Origin of the sequence: Sulfurovum sp. (assembly GCA_026990595.1) — a bacterium.
GTDB lineage: Bacteria > Campylobacterota > Campylobacteria > Campylobacterales > Sulfurovaceae > Sulfurovum.
On record JALXCZ010000004.1, the window covers coordinates 55,905 to 72,014 of the forward strand.

The window sequence follows — 16,110 nt, forward strand, 5'->3', positions numbered from 1 at the left end:
CAACTGCTGAAGTTGACTCAGCGTCAGCGTAGCCTCTTTGTACTTTGTTCAAAAGGCGTCCAAAAAAGGAAACATCATGTTTACAGGTCTTATTCGTGAAATTGCCACTGTCAAAAGCTACAAAAACAACATCCTTACCATCGCATCCAAACACAAAGCAAAATTAGGTGACTCCATTGCCATTAATGGGGTGTGTCTGACTGTTATTAAAGTACATTCAGATGGCTTTGACCTAGAACTCGCAGATGAGACACGCAGTATCATCGATGAGAGTAAAATCACAGGACAAGTACACTTAGAACCTGCCATGCAGATGAATGACCGGTTTGAAGGGCACATCGTCCAAGGTCATGTTGACTGTGTAGGTACCGTCAGTCAAATCACACCAAGGGAAAATGCGACTGATTTTATCATCACTGTGGATAAGAAATACATTGCTCATATTATCCCTAAAGGTTCTATCACCATTGATGGCATCTCTCTTACGGTCAATGATGTAGGGGTAGATAGCTTTAGACTCACTATTATCCCCCACACTCTCAAAAATACTTTGATGAGAAACTATAAAGTAGGAACTAAACTCAACATAGAAACGGATGTTTTTGCACGATACATAGACCATATACTTGCACATCGTCAAAACAGTAAAAAAAGCTTGTCATGGGATGATGTTGATAAGATTCAGATGAGTTACTGATGAATCTTTACGAATATCTTATACCTGAAAGTGGTGAAACCTTCACCACACTCCTCGAACATAAAAATATTAAAATCAACCGTATTGTAAGCTCTTCAGATGTGAAACCTGTGGAGTATATTCAAGATGAAGATGAGTGGCTTGTTTTAGTTGAAGGGGAAGCGACTCTACTTGTAGATAATGAAGAGAAAATGCTAACAGAAGGTGAGACTCTTTTTATTCCTGCAAAAGTACCACACAAGGTTTTAAAAACTAATGCTGGTACGGTTTGGTTAACTGTGCATATCTTTTAGATACTTTCTGTCACGCATACTCCTAGCCGTAGTATTGCGCATTTTTTTTAATTCCATATCTATATACTCCAACCCCTCTAACATCTTTAAAGAAGCCACTGTAGAATAGCGCATCATCTGGGCTCTATGTACAAAAATGTAAAATCCATTTTCATACAGTCCCAAACGGATGGCTGCCGCAGTTGAATAGGTGGTGAGTATAGCATCGTCATTACAAATAGCTCTTACATCAGCAAACCACTCTTTTGTCCACAGCAGAGGATTATGAGCTGGGCTGAAAGCATCTTGAAAGACTATGTCTATCTTTTCTTGAATATGAGGAATCGTTTTTCTAGCATCACCTATGAGAATCTCTATTTTAAACTGCTCATCTTCGTAATACAAATCAGTAGCTACAACTTTGATTATATATTTTAAGAGATCAAATTCAGAGGGGAACTCGAATCTATCTAAAGAACGAACAAGTCCTTCATCAAACTCTGGAGAGAGTATATGTACTTTTGTTTTTAGGTTGTTTTTTTTAATGTAATAGAGCGTGGCGAAAGTATTGTACCCCAGTCCAAAGCAAATATCTAAAATAGTAAGCTTTTCTTTATGGGGTTTGAGAGAGAAAGAAGGCTTTACATGTTTTTCCAAACTTTCATGTAGTGCACCATCTTTGGTAGAGTGGTAAGGCTCATTAAACTCTTTGGAGTAGAGAGTATTCGTCCCATCTTCACACAGCACTACCTCTTTTTGAGGGCGTAAAGTTTCATTATACATATAAAATTACAAACCGATCTCGTCCAGCTCTTTAAATTTAAATGCCGTCATAATATCTTCAATCGTCTCTTCTTCACGTACAACCAATACCATCATACCCTCATTCATGAAGTCCATATAGTTTTCAAATTTATTGGCAAGAATCACAAAATCTACCCACTCTCCTCCTAAAGCTTCACGATTTTCATAAAATTTTATAGACTGTACTTCACCTGCATCAAAATCTACCAAAGCCCACCGGGAAGCTTTGGACTGTAGCATGATTTTAGAACTTTTTTCCTCTGTACCGTTTACAGGAATCCAGATAAGCATTAGAGCCCTTTGAGTATTTTTTTACTCAATTTTAACTCTTTATTACTCATAATACCTATACCTCTGTCCAAAACAGTTTGGGCGATCTCTTTTGCTTCTTTGAGGGAATGCATTTTATAACTTCCACACTGATAAACATTAAGCTCTGGGATATCACTCTGTTTTTTTACATTCAAGACATCTTTCATGGATTTCTTCCATGCTTTGGCAACCTTCTTCTCTTTAGGCATACCAAGCAGTGACATATAGAATCCTGTACGGCATCCCATCGGAGAGATATCAATAACTTCTACTTTTTTGGAGTTAAGATGCTCTCTCATAAAGCCTGCGAAAAGATGCTCTAATGTATGGATCCCTTTCTCTGTCAATATTTCTTTATTTGGTCTACAAAAACGAAGATCAAATACTGTAATATCGTCTCCACACGGTGTTTTCATGGTTTTAGCAACTCTCACTGCCGGGGCTATCATCTTTGTATGGTCAACGGTAAAACTGTCTAGTAATGGCATGGTATTTCCTTGTATTATAATATAATCCGATTATACATAGAAATTAAAAATTAAAAATTAAAAATTAAAAAAATATGTAAGAATCTAAAGATTTCTTTTGGTTTTGCATTGAATTTTGCTAAAAAGGTGGTGTGGAGCGAAAGAGCATACAGATAGTATGTGATTGAGAGGAACACCGCCTTTTTAGTGAAAGGCGATGTAAAAACAGAAGAAAGATTAGATTCTTGCTTCTTCGCGGCGTTGCAAGAACTCCCACTTTTCATCAATATCTTTCTGAATACGCTCAATCACGTGCTTATTCTCAGGCTTAAAGAGGTGTCTGTAACGTCCTTGAGCTCCAAGATAATCTTCTACTTTAAGAATATTTTTAGGTCTGTAAAGAATATTGAGTTCATGTCCGTCAATGATCTCATAGATAGGGAACATGAGCGTATCTGTTGCCAAATCTGTTACGTTAATAGTATCTTTTGGATCAAATTTCCACTCTGTTGTACATGCCGAAACCGTGTTAATAAAACAAGGTCCCTCAGTTTCCAATGCTTTTTGGAACCCTTTTGCCATTGACTTCCATTTGTTTGGAGCCAGCTGTGCCACATACGGAGCACCATGAGCTGCCATGATCGCTACCATATCTTTTTTCTTTTGTTTTTTACCATAAGAGTGGCTACCTGCTTGCGCTGTAGAAGTATTTGCACCTACAGGTGTTGCGGAAGATCTCTGTCCTCCTGTATTCGCATAGTTTTCATTATCTAGACAGATATAGGTAAAATCATGCCCTCTTTCCATAGCACCGGAAAGCCATTGGAAACCAATATCATAAGTAGAACCGTCTCCACCGAATGCTACAAATTTAACAGGTGCATCAGGATCTTTTAGCGTACCTTTATTTTTCCTTGCTTTGTACATTGACTCAGCACATGAAGCAGCCGTCGCAGCATTTTCAAATCCTATATGGATCCAGGAAGTATCCCATGAAGTATACGGATAGACTGCGGTTGAGACTTCAAGACATCCTGTATTGGATGCAATAACCAAATTGTCATCTGTACAGTTCATAAGCTCTCTGACGATCATAGAGTGCGCACATCCGGGACAGAGAAGGTGAGCCCCTTCAAATCTGTCATTATTGGTTGAAAATTCTTTTAAGTTTTTTATTGATGTAATTGCCATTCTTAATCCCTTCTTGTCTGGAAGAATCCAAGTTTTGGACCTCTTAGTCCAGAGAATTGTTGGATATCTGTTGTAATATGTCCAGCATCTGCATGTGCTTTTTGTTCTTTCATAATTCTTTTTGCTTCATCGACTGCAAAGTCACGTCCACCCAGACCATAAACATAGTTTGTCATCATTGGTCTTGCTTCTGTACTGTATGCAGCTGCTGAGACTTCATTAAAGAGTGCTCCCATAGCACCACCTGGTGCAGATTTATCCATACAGCATACTGCTTTAAGTGAAGGAACATCCAATGCCTCTCTTACAAGGTCATAAGGGAATGGTCTGAAACATCTTGGCGCAACAATTCCTACCTTAATACCCTCCTCTTCTCGAAGCTGTTTTGCTGCAAGAACTGCTGTCTCTACAGAAGACCCTAGAAGCACTAAAGCTACTTCAGCATCTTCCATCATATAGCTTTCTACTCTTTTGTACTCTCTACCTGTAAGCTTTTTAAAGTCTGCAAAGACTTCATCGATCACGGTACGAGAATCCATCAGTGCTTTGTGTTGTTTTGCTTTATGTTCAAAGTGCCAATCTTCTTCAGTTTGTGCACCATGTGTGACCGGTCTGCTAAAATCAAGCATATCATCTACCGGTACATATTCACCTACAAACTTATACGCTACACTGTCTTTTAACGGATAGACATTCTGTGCTTTGTGTGAGGTAGTAAATCCGTCTTGATGCATCATGACAGGAAGTCTTACATCAAGATGTTCACCAATTCTAAAGGCACAAAGTGCCAGATCATATGCTTCCTGTGCATCAAATGCATCAATTTGGATCCAGCCGCTGTCACGTCCCAAATACATATCTGAGTGGTCACCACGTACGTTCAGTGGAGATGCCAAAGCTCTGTTTACTACCGTAAGTACAATAGGGAGTCTCATTCCTGATGCCTGATACAATACTTCAGTCATCAGAGCAAACCCCTGTGAAGAGGTTGCTGTTGCAACACGTCCACCAGCAGCTGATGCGCCAACACATCCTGACATAGCACCATGTTCTGACTCAACCATAACAAATTCACCATCTACATAGCCGTTTGCTACATACGATCCATAACCTTCAACAATAGGTGTTGAAGGGGTAATAGGATATGCTGCAACAACATCGATCTGAGCCTGTCTCAGTGCTTGAGAGGCAGCATAGTTACCATCCCATACTTCTACTTCATTTAATTCAAATTCTTTTGCCATAATTATCCTTTACCTACTTCTCTTTTTTCTTTTTTTCCGGCCATGCAGAAAGTGCTTTATCGTTCTCTTCTGCTTCACCAAACATTAATAGGGATTTAGGGTTGGTAGGACATACTTCTACACATACTCCGCAACCTTTACAGTGATCATAATCAATCCCCAGCATCTGCTTATCTCTTGAGATGATAGATGTATCCGGACACCATACCCAACAATTTTGACAATCGATACAGATATCTCTGTTATAAACCGGTTTGATAATTCTCCAAGATGCTACTGTTGCAGTATAAGAGTTAAAATCATTATAATTTCTCTCTTCTGCTTTTTTATGTACAATATCTGCTGCATCACCTACAAATGAGTTGAGCGTCACACCTTGTGTAACTTCATCCCAACCTACTTTCTCTTCTGCCCCTAACTCTCTTAACCCTCTTTTATCCGTTCCTGGTACTGAACCTGTAATACTCATAGTGTTTCCTTCCTACTTCACTTCGTTATATGCTCTTGTAATTGCTTCCATATTCGCATCAATAATCTTTTGTGGGAATTTAGAGAGTACTTTTTTCATATTCTCCAGGAAAAAATCCAGATCGTACATTTTTGAAACTTTCATAAATGCTCCCAAAATCGGTGTGTTTGGCATTGCTCTACCGATCGTATCCAGTGAGATCTGCATACAGTCGACGACATGAACTCTGTCTGCTTTATCCTGCAGTGCAGGGATCTGTGAAATCAGATCTTCTTTTGAAAGATGCGTAGTAATAATATACTGTGTATCCGGCTTATCATTTTTTGTAATGTCATCTGAGAATGCCAAGGCAGGATCGATCACAAAAACAAAGTCAGGAAACATTTTTGTCTCTTGATTGGTGATAGGTTCATCATCAATTCTATTATAGGCATTCATCGCAGCACCACGTTTTGCAGAACCGTAAAGTGCATATGCCTGTACCTGTTTTCCTGTTGTTGCCACAACAGATCCTAAACCTTTGGCACCGGTTACAGCGCCTTGACCTGCACGTGAGTGCCATCTAATTTCTACCATATTTTCTCCTCGATAGTATTATCAATCATGAGGTATTGTAATGTCCGCACTCTTAAAGGGGGTTGAAATTATCATATTTTTAAGTCTATGCTATATCTTTGCTATAAATTCTACCGCTTCCAATGCATTTTGATAGACTTTATCACTACACTCTGCTAATGCTTCAATATTACCATATCCACAGGAAACTCCGATCCCGCCGACATTTGCACTTTTGGCACAGAGCATATCCATACAGGTATCTCCGATCATCCATATCTTATCTGTATCAGTTGGTAACTTTGCCAATGCTTTTTCTATAGGTTCCGGATGTGGTTTAGGATTTATAACATCTTCTCTTCCTATAAGCACTTCAAAATAGTCCATTAATCCCATATATTTCAAAAGTTCTATAGAATATTTTGCTGTCTTGGTCGTTACAACCGCCAAGGTTGCATATTGGCTTGCCAATGCTACGGCTTCTCGTGCACCAGGAAGCAGTACTGTTTTGGCACAACTTATCTTTCTGTAGTGCATTTTATAGGCATGAACATACTCCCACACCTTCTCTTCTTTAACTCCCAGTGTGATAAACATATGATCCAACGGGTGTCCGATCTCTGCTTTGATCAATTTCTCATCAGGTACTGCATCATTAAATGTTTTAAAAGCTACATTAAAACTCTCCAGTATTGCCTCTGTTGAATCTATCAGTGTTCCGTCAAGGTCAAACAGTATAATCATTTTTTTCCTTTTATATGATATATGGCAATTTAGGTGCAGATGCTAACAATATTTGCGTATAGGAATGCTGCGGATTTTCCATAACCTGTGAGACAGACCCCTGTTCAACTATTTTTCCTTCTTTCATCACTGCTACCTCATCGGCAATCGCAGGTACAATAGAGAGATCATGCGTGATAAAAAGATACGATACTCCTGATTCCTGCTGCAGTTTCCTAAGCAGTGTAAGTATCTGTGCACGGACAGAGACATCCAATGCTGAAGTGGGTTCATCACAGATAATAAGTTCCGGTTTCACAGCCAAAGCCCGGGCAATACCTATTCTCTGCCGTTGTCCTCCTGAGAACTCATGGGGGTATCGATGGATATATGCTTCTTTTAGATCAACCTTTAAGAGAAGTTCCTTTATATATACATCCTGTAATGTTCTCTCTTTGGGACCGACACCTAAACTGACCATCCCTTCACGAATAATATTCCCAATGGTCATACGGGGATTCAATGCAGAGAAAGGATCCTGAAAGATTACCTGTATCTTGCGCCGATAGGGTTTTAATGCTGTCTGGTTTAATCTGGCAAGATTCTGCTTCTCAAATATTACTGCTCCTCCCGCAATAGGAACCAATGAGAGTATCGCCCGCCCTATAGTACTTTTTCCGCTTCCAGATTCACCGACCAAAGCAAGTGTTTTACCTTTGGGAATGGACAGTGTCACACTGTCAACTGCTTTTACATAACCAACCGTTCGTTGAAAGAAACCTTTTTTAATAGGGAAATAGACTTTTAAGTTTTTCACTTCAAGCAGTCTTTCTGTATGCTGTTTTTTTTCTCTTCCCTCTTTTCTATGTGCTGCATCTTTGAGTAACTTTTTTGTATAGGGATGCCGAGGAGCATTGAAAAATACTTCACATACTGCCTGCTCCAGTATCTCTCCCTGACGCATTACTGCTATGTGATCTGCCATTTGTGAGACGACTGCCATATCATGGGTAATGAAAAGTATGGAAAGCTTTCGCTCTGCCTGTATCTTTTTGAGTAACTTCAGTACTTGCGCCTGTATGGTAACATCCAATGCTGTTGTCGGCTCATCCGCGATCAGAAGATCAGGCTCACACGCCAATGCAATAGCTATCATCACTCTTTGCTTCTGTCCGCCTGAAAGCTGGTGGGGGTACCAATGGTATCTCTCTTTGGGATCTTTAAGTGCTACTTCTTCAAAAAGTGAGATAACCTTCTTTTTAATAGCATCTTTTTTCAAACCCAAATGAATTTTAATTACTTCTGCTACCTGTTCACCAACAGTCATTACAGGATTTAAAGCACTCATAGGCTCCTGAAAGATCATAGCAATAGATTTACCGCGTACTTTTTGCATTTGGTATTCTGGCAGCACAAACAACGACCTGTTTCTGAGTTTAATATCTCCTGAGCTTACCGATATGGCATCAGGAAGCAGTCGCATGATCGCCAAAGAAGTCAAGGACTTTCCGCTTCCTGATTCACCTACCAGTGCAAATACTTCACCTTTTTTGATCTCAAAGCTTACAGCTTTCAGAAGCTTCTCTTTATCTGCTGTCAGACTTAGGTTCTCCACCTTCAGTATGCTGCCCATCATTTGTTCCTCGGATCCAAAACCGTCTGAATACGGTCTGAAAGGAGATTGGCCGCAAGTACCAGAATGAACATAAATACGAATGCAGAAAAAAGTGACCACCACACCATCGGATCTCTCGCCATTTCAAGGCGTGCCTGATTGATCATATTCCCCCAGCTGTACATAGTAGGATCCACTCCTACACCTACATAGGAGAGTACCGCCTCAGCCAATACCAGTCCTGAAAAATCAAGTACGACCGAAATTAGAATAATATGCATCAGATTGGGGACAATATGACGAAGTATGATCATCAGGTTACCTACACCAAAGGCTTTGGCTGCAGTCACAAACTCCATTTGTGAAATTCTCAAAGTCTCTGCACGCAGCATCCTGCAGAGTCCTGTCCAGGAGGTGATCCCCAGTATCATGATCAAAAACAGCAAACGGAGATCGGAACGTTCCAGCGTCGTTTCAAACCATGACGGATGTGCATCCATCATGACCTGCATCGAAAGAACCCCTGCAGCAATAAGCAAAACGCCTGGAATAGAACTGAGTGTAGTATAGAGATACTGTATCGCATCATCTACCCATCCACCGAACAAGCCGGCACTTACTCCCAGCAACACTGCCACAGGCAACATGATCAATGTCGTAAGTATCCCAATAAGCACACCTGTACGGATACTTTTAAAACTTTGGTAAAGCACATCTCCCCCTACTTTATCTGTACCCAGAACATGGTAGTCAAAACTTAGCATATAGAGCCATGTAAGCAATACCACCAAAAAAATGATCGTCAGATAGGCAGTTCGCCAGGGAAGTACACTCTGTGCTTTCCAGTTTTTCAGAAACACTGATTTGAAATTACCGCTGCTTTGCCAAAAAAGATGCAGTAGAATAATCAGGCTGCTGATAAACAGACCGACTAAAACAGCAAAAAGAGATTTTTCTACTAAATTACCTTTTTTAGACACATACCTTAACGGCAGATACCCCTGCCTGGTGACACCTTTATCGTCCACTATAACAGATTTGCTGTACTCATGTGTAGCAAAAGGTGCAGAATAGGTTCGCTCTGTACTTTTCAGGTTATGTACAAATATCAGATCAAGAAGGCTTACTGTCTCTGCTTTGTACTGTACTGTTTGTCCATTGGAAGCTGTAGCATTGGCAGTAAAATGCATATGCACAGAATCAAGTAGTGTAAACAGCAAATAAAAGAGCAGTACAATAGCTGAAGCCATGGCAATACTAGATTTAAAAACGGTATGCCACTGCTTTTGAACCTGAGAGGAGCGGGAGATAAATAGACCCCATATTGCCACTACAATGACCAAAATCCAGACAAGCATATCTGTCCAAAGCAGTACGATATTCATAATTTTACCCTCGGATCAAACAGGGTATAAGAGATATCAGTAAGGATCAGTCCCACAATATAGAGCACGGAACCCAGGAATACCATGGCTTTAACAATAGCAAAATCCTGTGCATTGATTGCATCAATAGTATAGCTTCCAAGTCCAGGGATCCCAAAAAATGACTCCATGACAAGACTTCCCATAAAAAGAGAAGGGATGATCACTACTACACCTGTCAAAATAGGCAGCATTCCATTACGAAAAACATGCCTGAAAAGTACTTTGATCTCACTCACGCCTTTAGCCCTTGCCGTACGGACATAATCCTGATTGATCTGCTCTAAAAATATACTTCTGTACCAACGCACACCTGCACCCATCCCGGCAAAAACACCGATCATCACAGGTAAAATAATAAATTTAATACTGCTCCATCCCTCTTCATAACCGGAAATAGGTACCCAATGCCAGATTTTGGAAAAAATAACCTGTCCCGCTATAATGTAGAAAAGCCCGGAGATCGACATGATCATAACAGCTATAACCATCATACCCGTATCTAAAACCGACCCTCTAAAAAGCACAAGCAACAGGGCCAGAGAGATATTGGTGATCAGCGCTATCAAGAATGTAGGCAGTGCTATCGCCAGACTGGGCCACATTCGCTCTTTGATATCAGAGCCGATATCGCGGTTCGCATCGGAAAAACCAAAATCAAAACGAAAGAGCTTCAATGACTCTTGTACAAAAAGTGTATCTGTCACCATTGCCATACCTTTTGCATGATGGTTTATGAAAAGTGGTTTATCATATCCTTTCTCTACTTTCCATGAGCAGATCATCGCAGGTGTGATCTGTTTTGCTCCCAATTGGGCTCTTGCCATATCATCGGGACTGTTTACCATAAAAAAAAGCATAAATGTAATAAGATTGACACCGATCAGGATCGGAATAGCATAAAGTACTCTTCTGATAATATAGACAAACATTTAATGCTCCTCCCTAATAATGACAGATCGTTGGCGATTCAGATAGGCACGATAAAGAAGGAATACAGCCAGGCACATAACTAATGCCAATAGAATAAGAGGTAAAATTACCGGTCTGTTCCATGCCTGCTGCTTCCTGACCCTTAACTTGGCATCGATCCGCTTATATTTCAGTGTGTTGTTCGCCATCGCATGCGGCAGGACATTGTGATACCACTGATGGAAAAGAGCCAAAGACTTAGGATGCATTCCCCATACCCAGGGAGCATCCTCTCTGACTATTTTTAACATCTTTTGAATAATCTGCATTCTTGCAGGTGTATTCTTCATTGTTTTCATCTGATTAAAAAGTCTGTCAAACTTCGGATTCTTGTAATTGGAACTGTTAATACCAGCACCATTCGTATCAACTGCCGCATTCCCCCCATACAATAGGAAGAGAAAGTTTTCAGGGTCAGGATAATCTGCATTCCATCCCCAGGAGAAAAGCTGTACTTTTCCTTTTCTGATCTTATCCTGAAAACGGTTATAGTCCGTAGCACGTATCACCAGCTCAATACCCAGTTTATCAAACTGTTTTCGTCTCCAATCCATTAACGCTCTGTCATCAGGTCCTGTAGCTGTCGTATCATAATATAGCTTCAGATGTTTTCCTGTTTTTTCAGAGATCCCATTTGGATATCCAGCTTCAGCCAACAGCTTTTTGGCAACGACCAAAGGTTTTCGCACCCGTTTACCGTCTACCCAGTTATAGACTACAGTATTGGTTCCTGCTTCTCCCTCCTCATACCCAAAAATACCCGGGGGGATAGGCCCTTGTGCAGGAATCCCCCGTTCATTGGTAAAAATGGAGATATACTCTTCCTCATTTTGGGCAATACTGATGGCTTGCCGCAGCTTTTTCGCAGCTTTCGAGTATCCTCCCACGACCGGGTCAACCATATTGAACGCCAAATAAAAGATAGAAGGTTCCACTGACCCCTTGAGTTTAATCCCTTTTTCTTTCATTTCATCACTCAGTCCCATAGTCCCACCTGAAGATATCTGCACTGCCTGATCGAAAGCTTCAGAACTAATGCCTGATGCATCATAGTATCCCTGCAGAAATTTATTCCATAAAGGGATATTCTCTTTTTCCAGAGAGTAAACGATCTCTTTAATAAAAGGCATTTTTGCTCCACTGTCTTTAAGCAGTGCCTCTGGAATATTAAATTTTTTTTGCTCTGCTTTACTCAAAGAAGGATAGCGCTCATCATGATAATTGGGATTTATAAGCAGTCTCATTTGTCTGTTTGGATTATTCTCGGCTAAATAATACGCACCCGTTCCAACCGGAAACCAGTTGAGCGTTATATTTTTAGCTATTAAACCGGGCTGCTGATAGAATAGATCTGCCTCCCATGGGATAGGAGCAAAAAAATTCATACTGAGCCAATAAAGAAACTGTGGATACCGCCCTTTTATGGTGATCATAAGTGTCTCATCATCTATTACTTTCACACCATCAATACTATAAGGACGCAAATCTAAAACCTGCCCGTTCTTTTTTTTCTCTTTCGCTATTTGAGTGATCTTGGCAGAAAATTTCCGTAGCCCGTTGATATACGTTTGCATATTGTCCAAAATAGGTGAATGGTTCTGCCTTACTGCCATCCGTTTAATTGCATAAGCATAATCTGCCGCAACCAGATACCGTGTTGCCGTTTGCTTCAGATCATCCAAAGCATGAATAGAATCAAGCTGTTCATTGCTTAATACACCATAACGTAATCTTCCCTCTGCATCCTTCACAAAACAGGGATGGTTCTGGTACTTGATATCTTTTCTAAGATCCAGTCTATATTCGGAAAACATAACTTTATCCGAATGTTCATCAACTCTATTCCCTTTTTTGTCCAAATAACGGATAGTCGGCATTTTTGTCAGTGTTAACGGTTCAAGTTCATAGGGTCGTTTAAGATAGTTGTATTGCAAAGGCGGCTCATAGATCTGACCGATGATCGCCCATTCATTTGAAGCGTATGAGACTACAGGATCGAGTCTTTTGGGTGGTAGGGAAAAAGAAGAAAAAAGTGTGTCTTCTTTTACTTTTTTACTCTCATGCGGACTATTCCAGACCATGGCGTAGTTCGGTACAAGGAAGATGCATAACAGTAGTAAAATGTGAATATATTTGATACCCATTATTCTTTAATGATCCCTTTGCAGTGTGTTACATGTCAATTTTATCATACTTTAATTATAAAGAGCACTAACGATTAAATCAGATAAAAATACTCTGATTTTCATCAATTATATTTATTCCTTTCTAAATATAAGCTTTAGATAAAGCATATATTATAGTTTAAAGTAATTTATTAAATAAGTATTTCTAATTAAAAAGATTAAATTATAAAAATTAACTTATATTTAAATATTGTTACCCTAGAATTGATAGAACAATATTTTAACATGAAGGAATGCTATGGCACGATTAGTAATTATGGGTGGTGGAGTTTCGGGACACACAGCTGCATCATTTGCAAAAAAATGGCTCGGTAATGAGCATGAAGTAGTGGTGGTAACACCCAACTCACTCTGGAACTGGATCCCCTCCAATATTTTTGTAGGAATAGGAGAAATGACAAAAGAGGATGTAACTTTTCCTCTCGCACCAGTGTATGAGAAAGCAGGTATTGACTATAGACAGGCAAAAGCAGTTTCTATTCATCCTGAAGGAAATGCTGAAAGTGATAAAGAGTATATCACTATTGAATATACAGGACAGGGCAAAGAAGGTCAAACAGAAGCATTGGAATATGATTACCTCATCAATGCCACTGGACCAAAGCTGAACTTTGATGCAACACCGGGACTAGGAGATGGAAAAGGGCAGCTAGGTGAACATACAGTATCTGTATGTACTGCTGATCATGCGATCCATGCTTCACTTGAGCTCAAAGCACTTGCAGAAAAAATGAAAGCAGGTGAAGAGAAGCGTATACTCGTTGGTTTGGGGCACGGTATGTGTACCTGTCAGGGTGCAGCATTTGAATATATCTTTAACGTAGATCACTTCCTAAAACAGGAAGGCGTAAGAGACAAAGCAACCATTACATATATCTCCAATGAATATGAATTGGGTGACTTTGGTGTCGGGGGTATGCACATTAAAGCCGGAGGGTATGTTACCAGTGGTAAAGTCTTTGCTGAATCTCTTTATGTAGAAAGAGGGATCAAATGGATCAAGCGTGCCCATGTAAACAAAGTAGAGGCAGACAAGGTACATTACGAAACACTTGATGGTACCATGCATGAAGAAGCGTATGACTTTGCAATGCTTATCCCTCCATTTGCAGGAGCAGGGTTAACTGCTACAGCTAAAGATGGTTCAGATATGTCAAGTGTGATTTTTGCTCCAAATACAATGATGAAAGTTGATGCAGATTATGAAAGTGGTGCCAGAGGATTTGAGAACTGGTCTCCAAAAGACTGGCCAAGTACATTGCAAAACCCAACGTACAGCAACATCTTTGCTGTAGGTATTGCCTTTGCACCGCCACACTTTATCTCTAAGCCAATGAGTTCACCAAACGGTACGGCCATCAATCCTACACCTCCAAGAACAGGGATGCCAAGTGCCATGATGGGGAAAGCGGTTGCCGCTTCTATCTGTGATATGATCAAAGGTGTAACAGACAAGCCTACGCATACAGCGAATATGGCAGAAATGGGTGCTGCCTGTGTGGCAAGTACAGGAAAAGGACTTCTCAATGGTACGGCTGTTTCTATGACAATGTATCCTGTCGTTCCAGACTACGACAAGTATGAATATGGAAGAGACCTTAACGGAACATTCGGGACCATTGGTCTTGCAGGTCACTGGGTTAAGCTGTTGCTTCACTACGGATTTATCTGGAAAGCCAAGCTCAAGCCAGGCTGGACACTGATCCCTGAATAAACAAAAAAAATATTATTATAATTAAAGGAGACTCAATGAAACATATAGAACAATACGAGCAGAATGACTATACGCCGGTACCAGGGAAATTTACCCTCTTTTTAAGAAACTGTGTTATCTGGCAGATAATCCAGTTTATATGGATTAACATTAAAATGACCGTACTGATTGCTAAATCACACCACTAAAACAACTACCCAAGGTTTTATCCCTTGGGTCAGTACTACTTCTTTATATTTACTCTCTCTTATCTAACATCAATAAAAGCAACATCCCAAAGTAGAATAATCTTTCGTAAGCTTTATTTACATTTGGATTGATTTCAAGGGCTACTTTTTATTTCTTCATGTTTCCAAATTCTCATGCATATATCTTGTATCAATTAAAAGAATTATTTTTGATTTTGTTAATATTGATGAAGTAATAAAAAATGAGGGGAATGGTTTTGCAAGAGAATATCTCTTGCAAAGAAGTAAAAGTAATCGAATACCGATTAACGTTTTGAGAACTGTGGAGAACGTCTTGCTTTTTTCTTACCTGGTTTCTTACGTTCAACAACTCTGGAGTCGCGAGTAAGAAGACCTTCTGGCTTCAGAATTGCTCTAAATGTCGGTTCAAACTCTACCAACGCTTTAGTGATAGCATGTTTTAAAGCATCTGCTTGAGCAGAATAACCACCGCCAAGAGTTGTTGCTTTAATGTTCATACTGTCTAACTGTTTAGTAAGTTCAAGTGGAAGTCTCACTTTCATCTTAAGTGTCTCATGACCACCTAGCCATTGGTCAAGTGTTTTACCGTTAATAAGCATTTCACCATTACCTGGAGTTAACCAAACTTTAGCGATAGCCGCTTTTCTTTTTCCTGTTGCATAAAATGTAGCCATGGTTACGCTCCCTTATTGATTTGTGCAGTATGTGGGTGTTCGCTACCCGCGTATACTTTCATTTTTTTAATCATCTGTTTACCAAGTTTAGTCTTTGGAAGCATACCTCTCATAGCACGCATATAAAGTTTCTCAGTATGATTTTCTAGCATATCACCAAGTTTTTTACTCTTTGTAGAACCAAAGTATCCAGAGTGTGTAAAGTACTCTTTCTCTTCCAGTTTTACACCAGAGAATTTTGCTTTTTCAGCATTAATGATAACTACGTAGTCACCACAGTCTACATTTGGAGTAAATGATGGTTTATGTTTACCTCTAAGAAGTGTTGCCACATCTGTCAAAATACGACCAAAAGTTTTACCTTCTGCATCAATAAGATGCCAGTCACGTGTCACTTCAGCAGGTTTAAGTACCTTTGTCATGTTCATGATATTTCCTTGTTTTATTGTTTTACCTACACGGCTTCGCATTCGCTACGACCGTTTCGGTTCCAAAGCTAAAAACGCAAAGCAGTTTGCCTTTTTTAACGCTTTTCATCATTTGTGGACGGATTGTACCCACTTAACCTTAATATTTTTTTAA

General features: G+C 39.8%; 18 protein-coding genes. 4 read left to right on the forward strand and 14 right to left on the reverse strand.

All coding sequences use genetic code 11. The features are described from left to right. The first annotated feature begins 76 nt into the window (after positions 1–76). The gene (locus tag MVE01_RS01250; protein WP_472560345.1) at positions 77–697 is read left to right on the forward strand and encodes a riboflavin synthase; all 621 of its coding nucleotides are present in this window, start codon (positions 77–79) and stop codon (positions 695–697) included. After that, the gene (locus MVE01_RS01255) at positions 697–990 is read left to right on the forward strand and encodes a cupin domain-containing protein (RefSeq protein ID WP_472560346.1); all 294 of its coding nucleotides are present in this window, start codon (positions 697–699) and stop codon (positions 988–990) included. The genes MVE01_RS01250 and MVE01_RS01255 overlap by 1 nt, the downstream gene beginning before the upstream one ends. On the opposite strand, the gene MVE01_RS01260 is transcribed toward MVE01_RS01255, so the two are convergent. The 12 genes from MVE01_RS01260 to MVE01_RS01315 form a co-directional block, all read right to left on the reverse strand. Next, complete coding sequence (locus tag MVE01_RS01260) at positions 970–1,752, reverse strand: tRNA (5-methylaminomethyl-2-thiouridine)(34)-methyltransferase MnmD (protein WP_472560347.1); 783 nt, start codon at positions 1,750–1,752, stop codon at positions 970–972. The genes MVE01_RS01255 and MVE01_RS01260 overlap by 21 nt on opposite strands. Before the next feature lie 6 nt (positions 1,753–1,758). Beyond that, positions 1,759–2,064, reverse strand: coding sequence for a hypothetical protein (locus tag MVE01_RS01265; RefSeq protein ID WP_472560348.1), 306 nt, complete (start codon positions 2,062–2,064; stop codon positions 1,759–1,761). Further along, a complete protein-coding gene (luxS, locus tag MVE01_RS01270) occupies positions 2,064–2,573 on the reverse strand; it encodes an S-ribosylhomocysteine lyase (protein WP_472560349.1) in 510 nt (169 codons plus the stop codon). Before luxS ends, MVE01_RS01265 begins: the two co-directional genes overlap by 1 nt. A gap of 216 nt (positions 2,574–2,789) precedes the next feature. Beyond that, the gene (locus MVE01_RS01275; protein ID WP_472560350.1) at positions 2,790–3,743 is read right to left on the reverse strand and encodes a thiamine pyrophosphate-dependent enzyme; all 954 of its coding nucleotides are present in this window, start codon (positions 3,741–3,743) and stop codon (positions 2,790–2,792) included. A 2-nt stretch (positions 3,744–3,745) separates the two neighbouring features. Next, positions 3,746–4,987, reverse strand: a complete 1,242-nt coding sequence (locus MVE01_RS01280) for a 2-oxoacid:ferredoxin oxidoreductase subunit alpha (protein ID WP_472560351.1) — start codon at positions 4,985–4,987, stop codon at positions 3,746–3,748. A 13-nt stretch (positions 4,988–5,000) separates the two neighbouring features. Then, complete coding sequence (locus tag MVE01_RS01285) at positions 5,001–5,456, reverse strand: 4Fe-4S dicluster domain-containing protein (RefSeq protein ID WP_472560352.1); 456 nt, start codon at positions 5,454–5,456, stop codon at positions 5,001–5,003. Positions 5,457–5,468: 12 nt separating this feature from the next. Continuing rightward, complete coding sequence (locus MVE01_RS01290) at positions 5,469–6,032, reverse strand: pyruvate flavodoxin oxidoreductase subunit gamma (RefSeq protein ID WP_472560353.1); 564 nt, start codon at positions 6,030–6,032, stop codon at positions 5,469–5,471. 90 nt (positions 6,033–6,122) lie between these two features. Further along, on the reverse strand, positions 6,123–6,755 hold the full coding sequence (locus MVE01_RS01295; RefSeq protein WP_472560354.1) for an HAD family hydrolase: 633 nt from the start codon (positions 6,753–6,755) through the stop codon (positions 6,123–6,125). A 10-nt stretch (positions 6,756–6,765) separates the two neighbouring features. Continuing rightward, entirely contained in the window at positions 6,766–8,367 is a 1,602-nt protein-coding gene (locus tag MVE01_RS01300) for an ABC transporter ATP-binding protein (RefSeq protein WP_472560355.1), read from the reverse strand. Beyond that, positions 8,367–9,734, reverse strand: coding sequence for an ABC transporter permease (locus MVE01_RS01305; RefSeq protein ID WP_472560356.1), 1,368 nt, complete (start codon positions 9,732–9,734; stop codon positions 8,367–8,369). The genes MVE01_RS01300 and MVE01_RS01305 overlap by 1 nt, the downstream gene beginning before the upstream one ends. Next, positions 9,731–10,705, reverse strand: a complete 975-nt coding sequence (locus MVE01_RS01310; protein ID WP_472560357.1) for an ABC transporter permease — start codon at positions 10,703–10,705, stop codon at positions 9,731–9,733. Before MVE01_RS01310 ends, MVE01_RS01305 begins: the two co-directional genes overlap by 4 nt. Further along, positions 10,706–12,889, reverse strand: a complete 2,184-nt coding sequence (locus tag MVE01_RS01315; RefSeq protein ID WP_472560358.1) for an ABC transporter substrate-binding protein — start codon at positions 12,887–12,889, stop codon at positions 10,706–10,708. 280 nt (positions 12,890–13,169) lie between these two features. Between MVE01_RS01315 and MVE01_RS01320 the strand changes: the two genes are divergently transcribed. Both MVE01_RS01320 and MVE01_RS01325 read left to right on the forward strand, forming a co-directional pair. Continuing rightward, complete coding sequence (locus tag MVE01_RS01320) at positions 13,170–14,645, forward strand: NAD(P)/FAD-dependent oxidoreductase (RefSeq protein WP_472560359.1); 1,476 nt, start codon at positions 13,170–13,172, stop codon at positions 14,643–14,645. A 35-nt stretch (positions 14,646–14,680) separates the two neighbouring features. Further along, positions 14,681–14,833, forward strand: a complete 153-nt coding sequence (locus MVE01_RS01325) for a hypothetical protein (RefSeq protein WP_472560360.1) — start codon at positions 14,681–14,683, stop codon at positions 14,831–14,833. Between the two features lie 305 nt (positions 14,834–15,138). On the opposite strand, the gene rpsI is transcribed toward MVE01_RS01325, so the two are convergent. Together rpsI and rplM are read right to left on the reverse strand one after the other, a co-directional pair. Continuing rightward, positions 15,139–15,528 (reverse strand): 30S ribosomal protein S9, encoded by a 390-nt coding sequence (rpsI, locus tag MVE01_RS01330; protein ID WP_472560361.1) that lies wholly within the window; start codon positions 15,526–15,528, stop codon positions 15,139–15,141. Between the two features lie 2 nt (positions 15,529–15,530). Next, the gene (gene rplM / locus MVE01_RS01335; RefSeq protein ID WP_472560362.1) at positions 15,531–15,956 is read right to left on the reverse strand and encodes a 50S ribosomal protein L13; all 426 of its coding nucleotides are present in this window, start codon (positions 15,954–15,956) and stop codon (positions 15,531–15,533) included. Positions 15,957–16,110 lie beyond the last annotated feature (154 nt).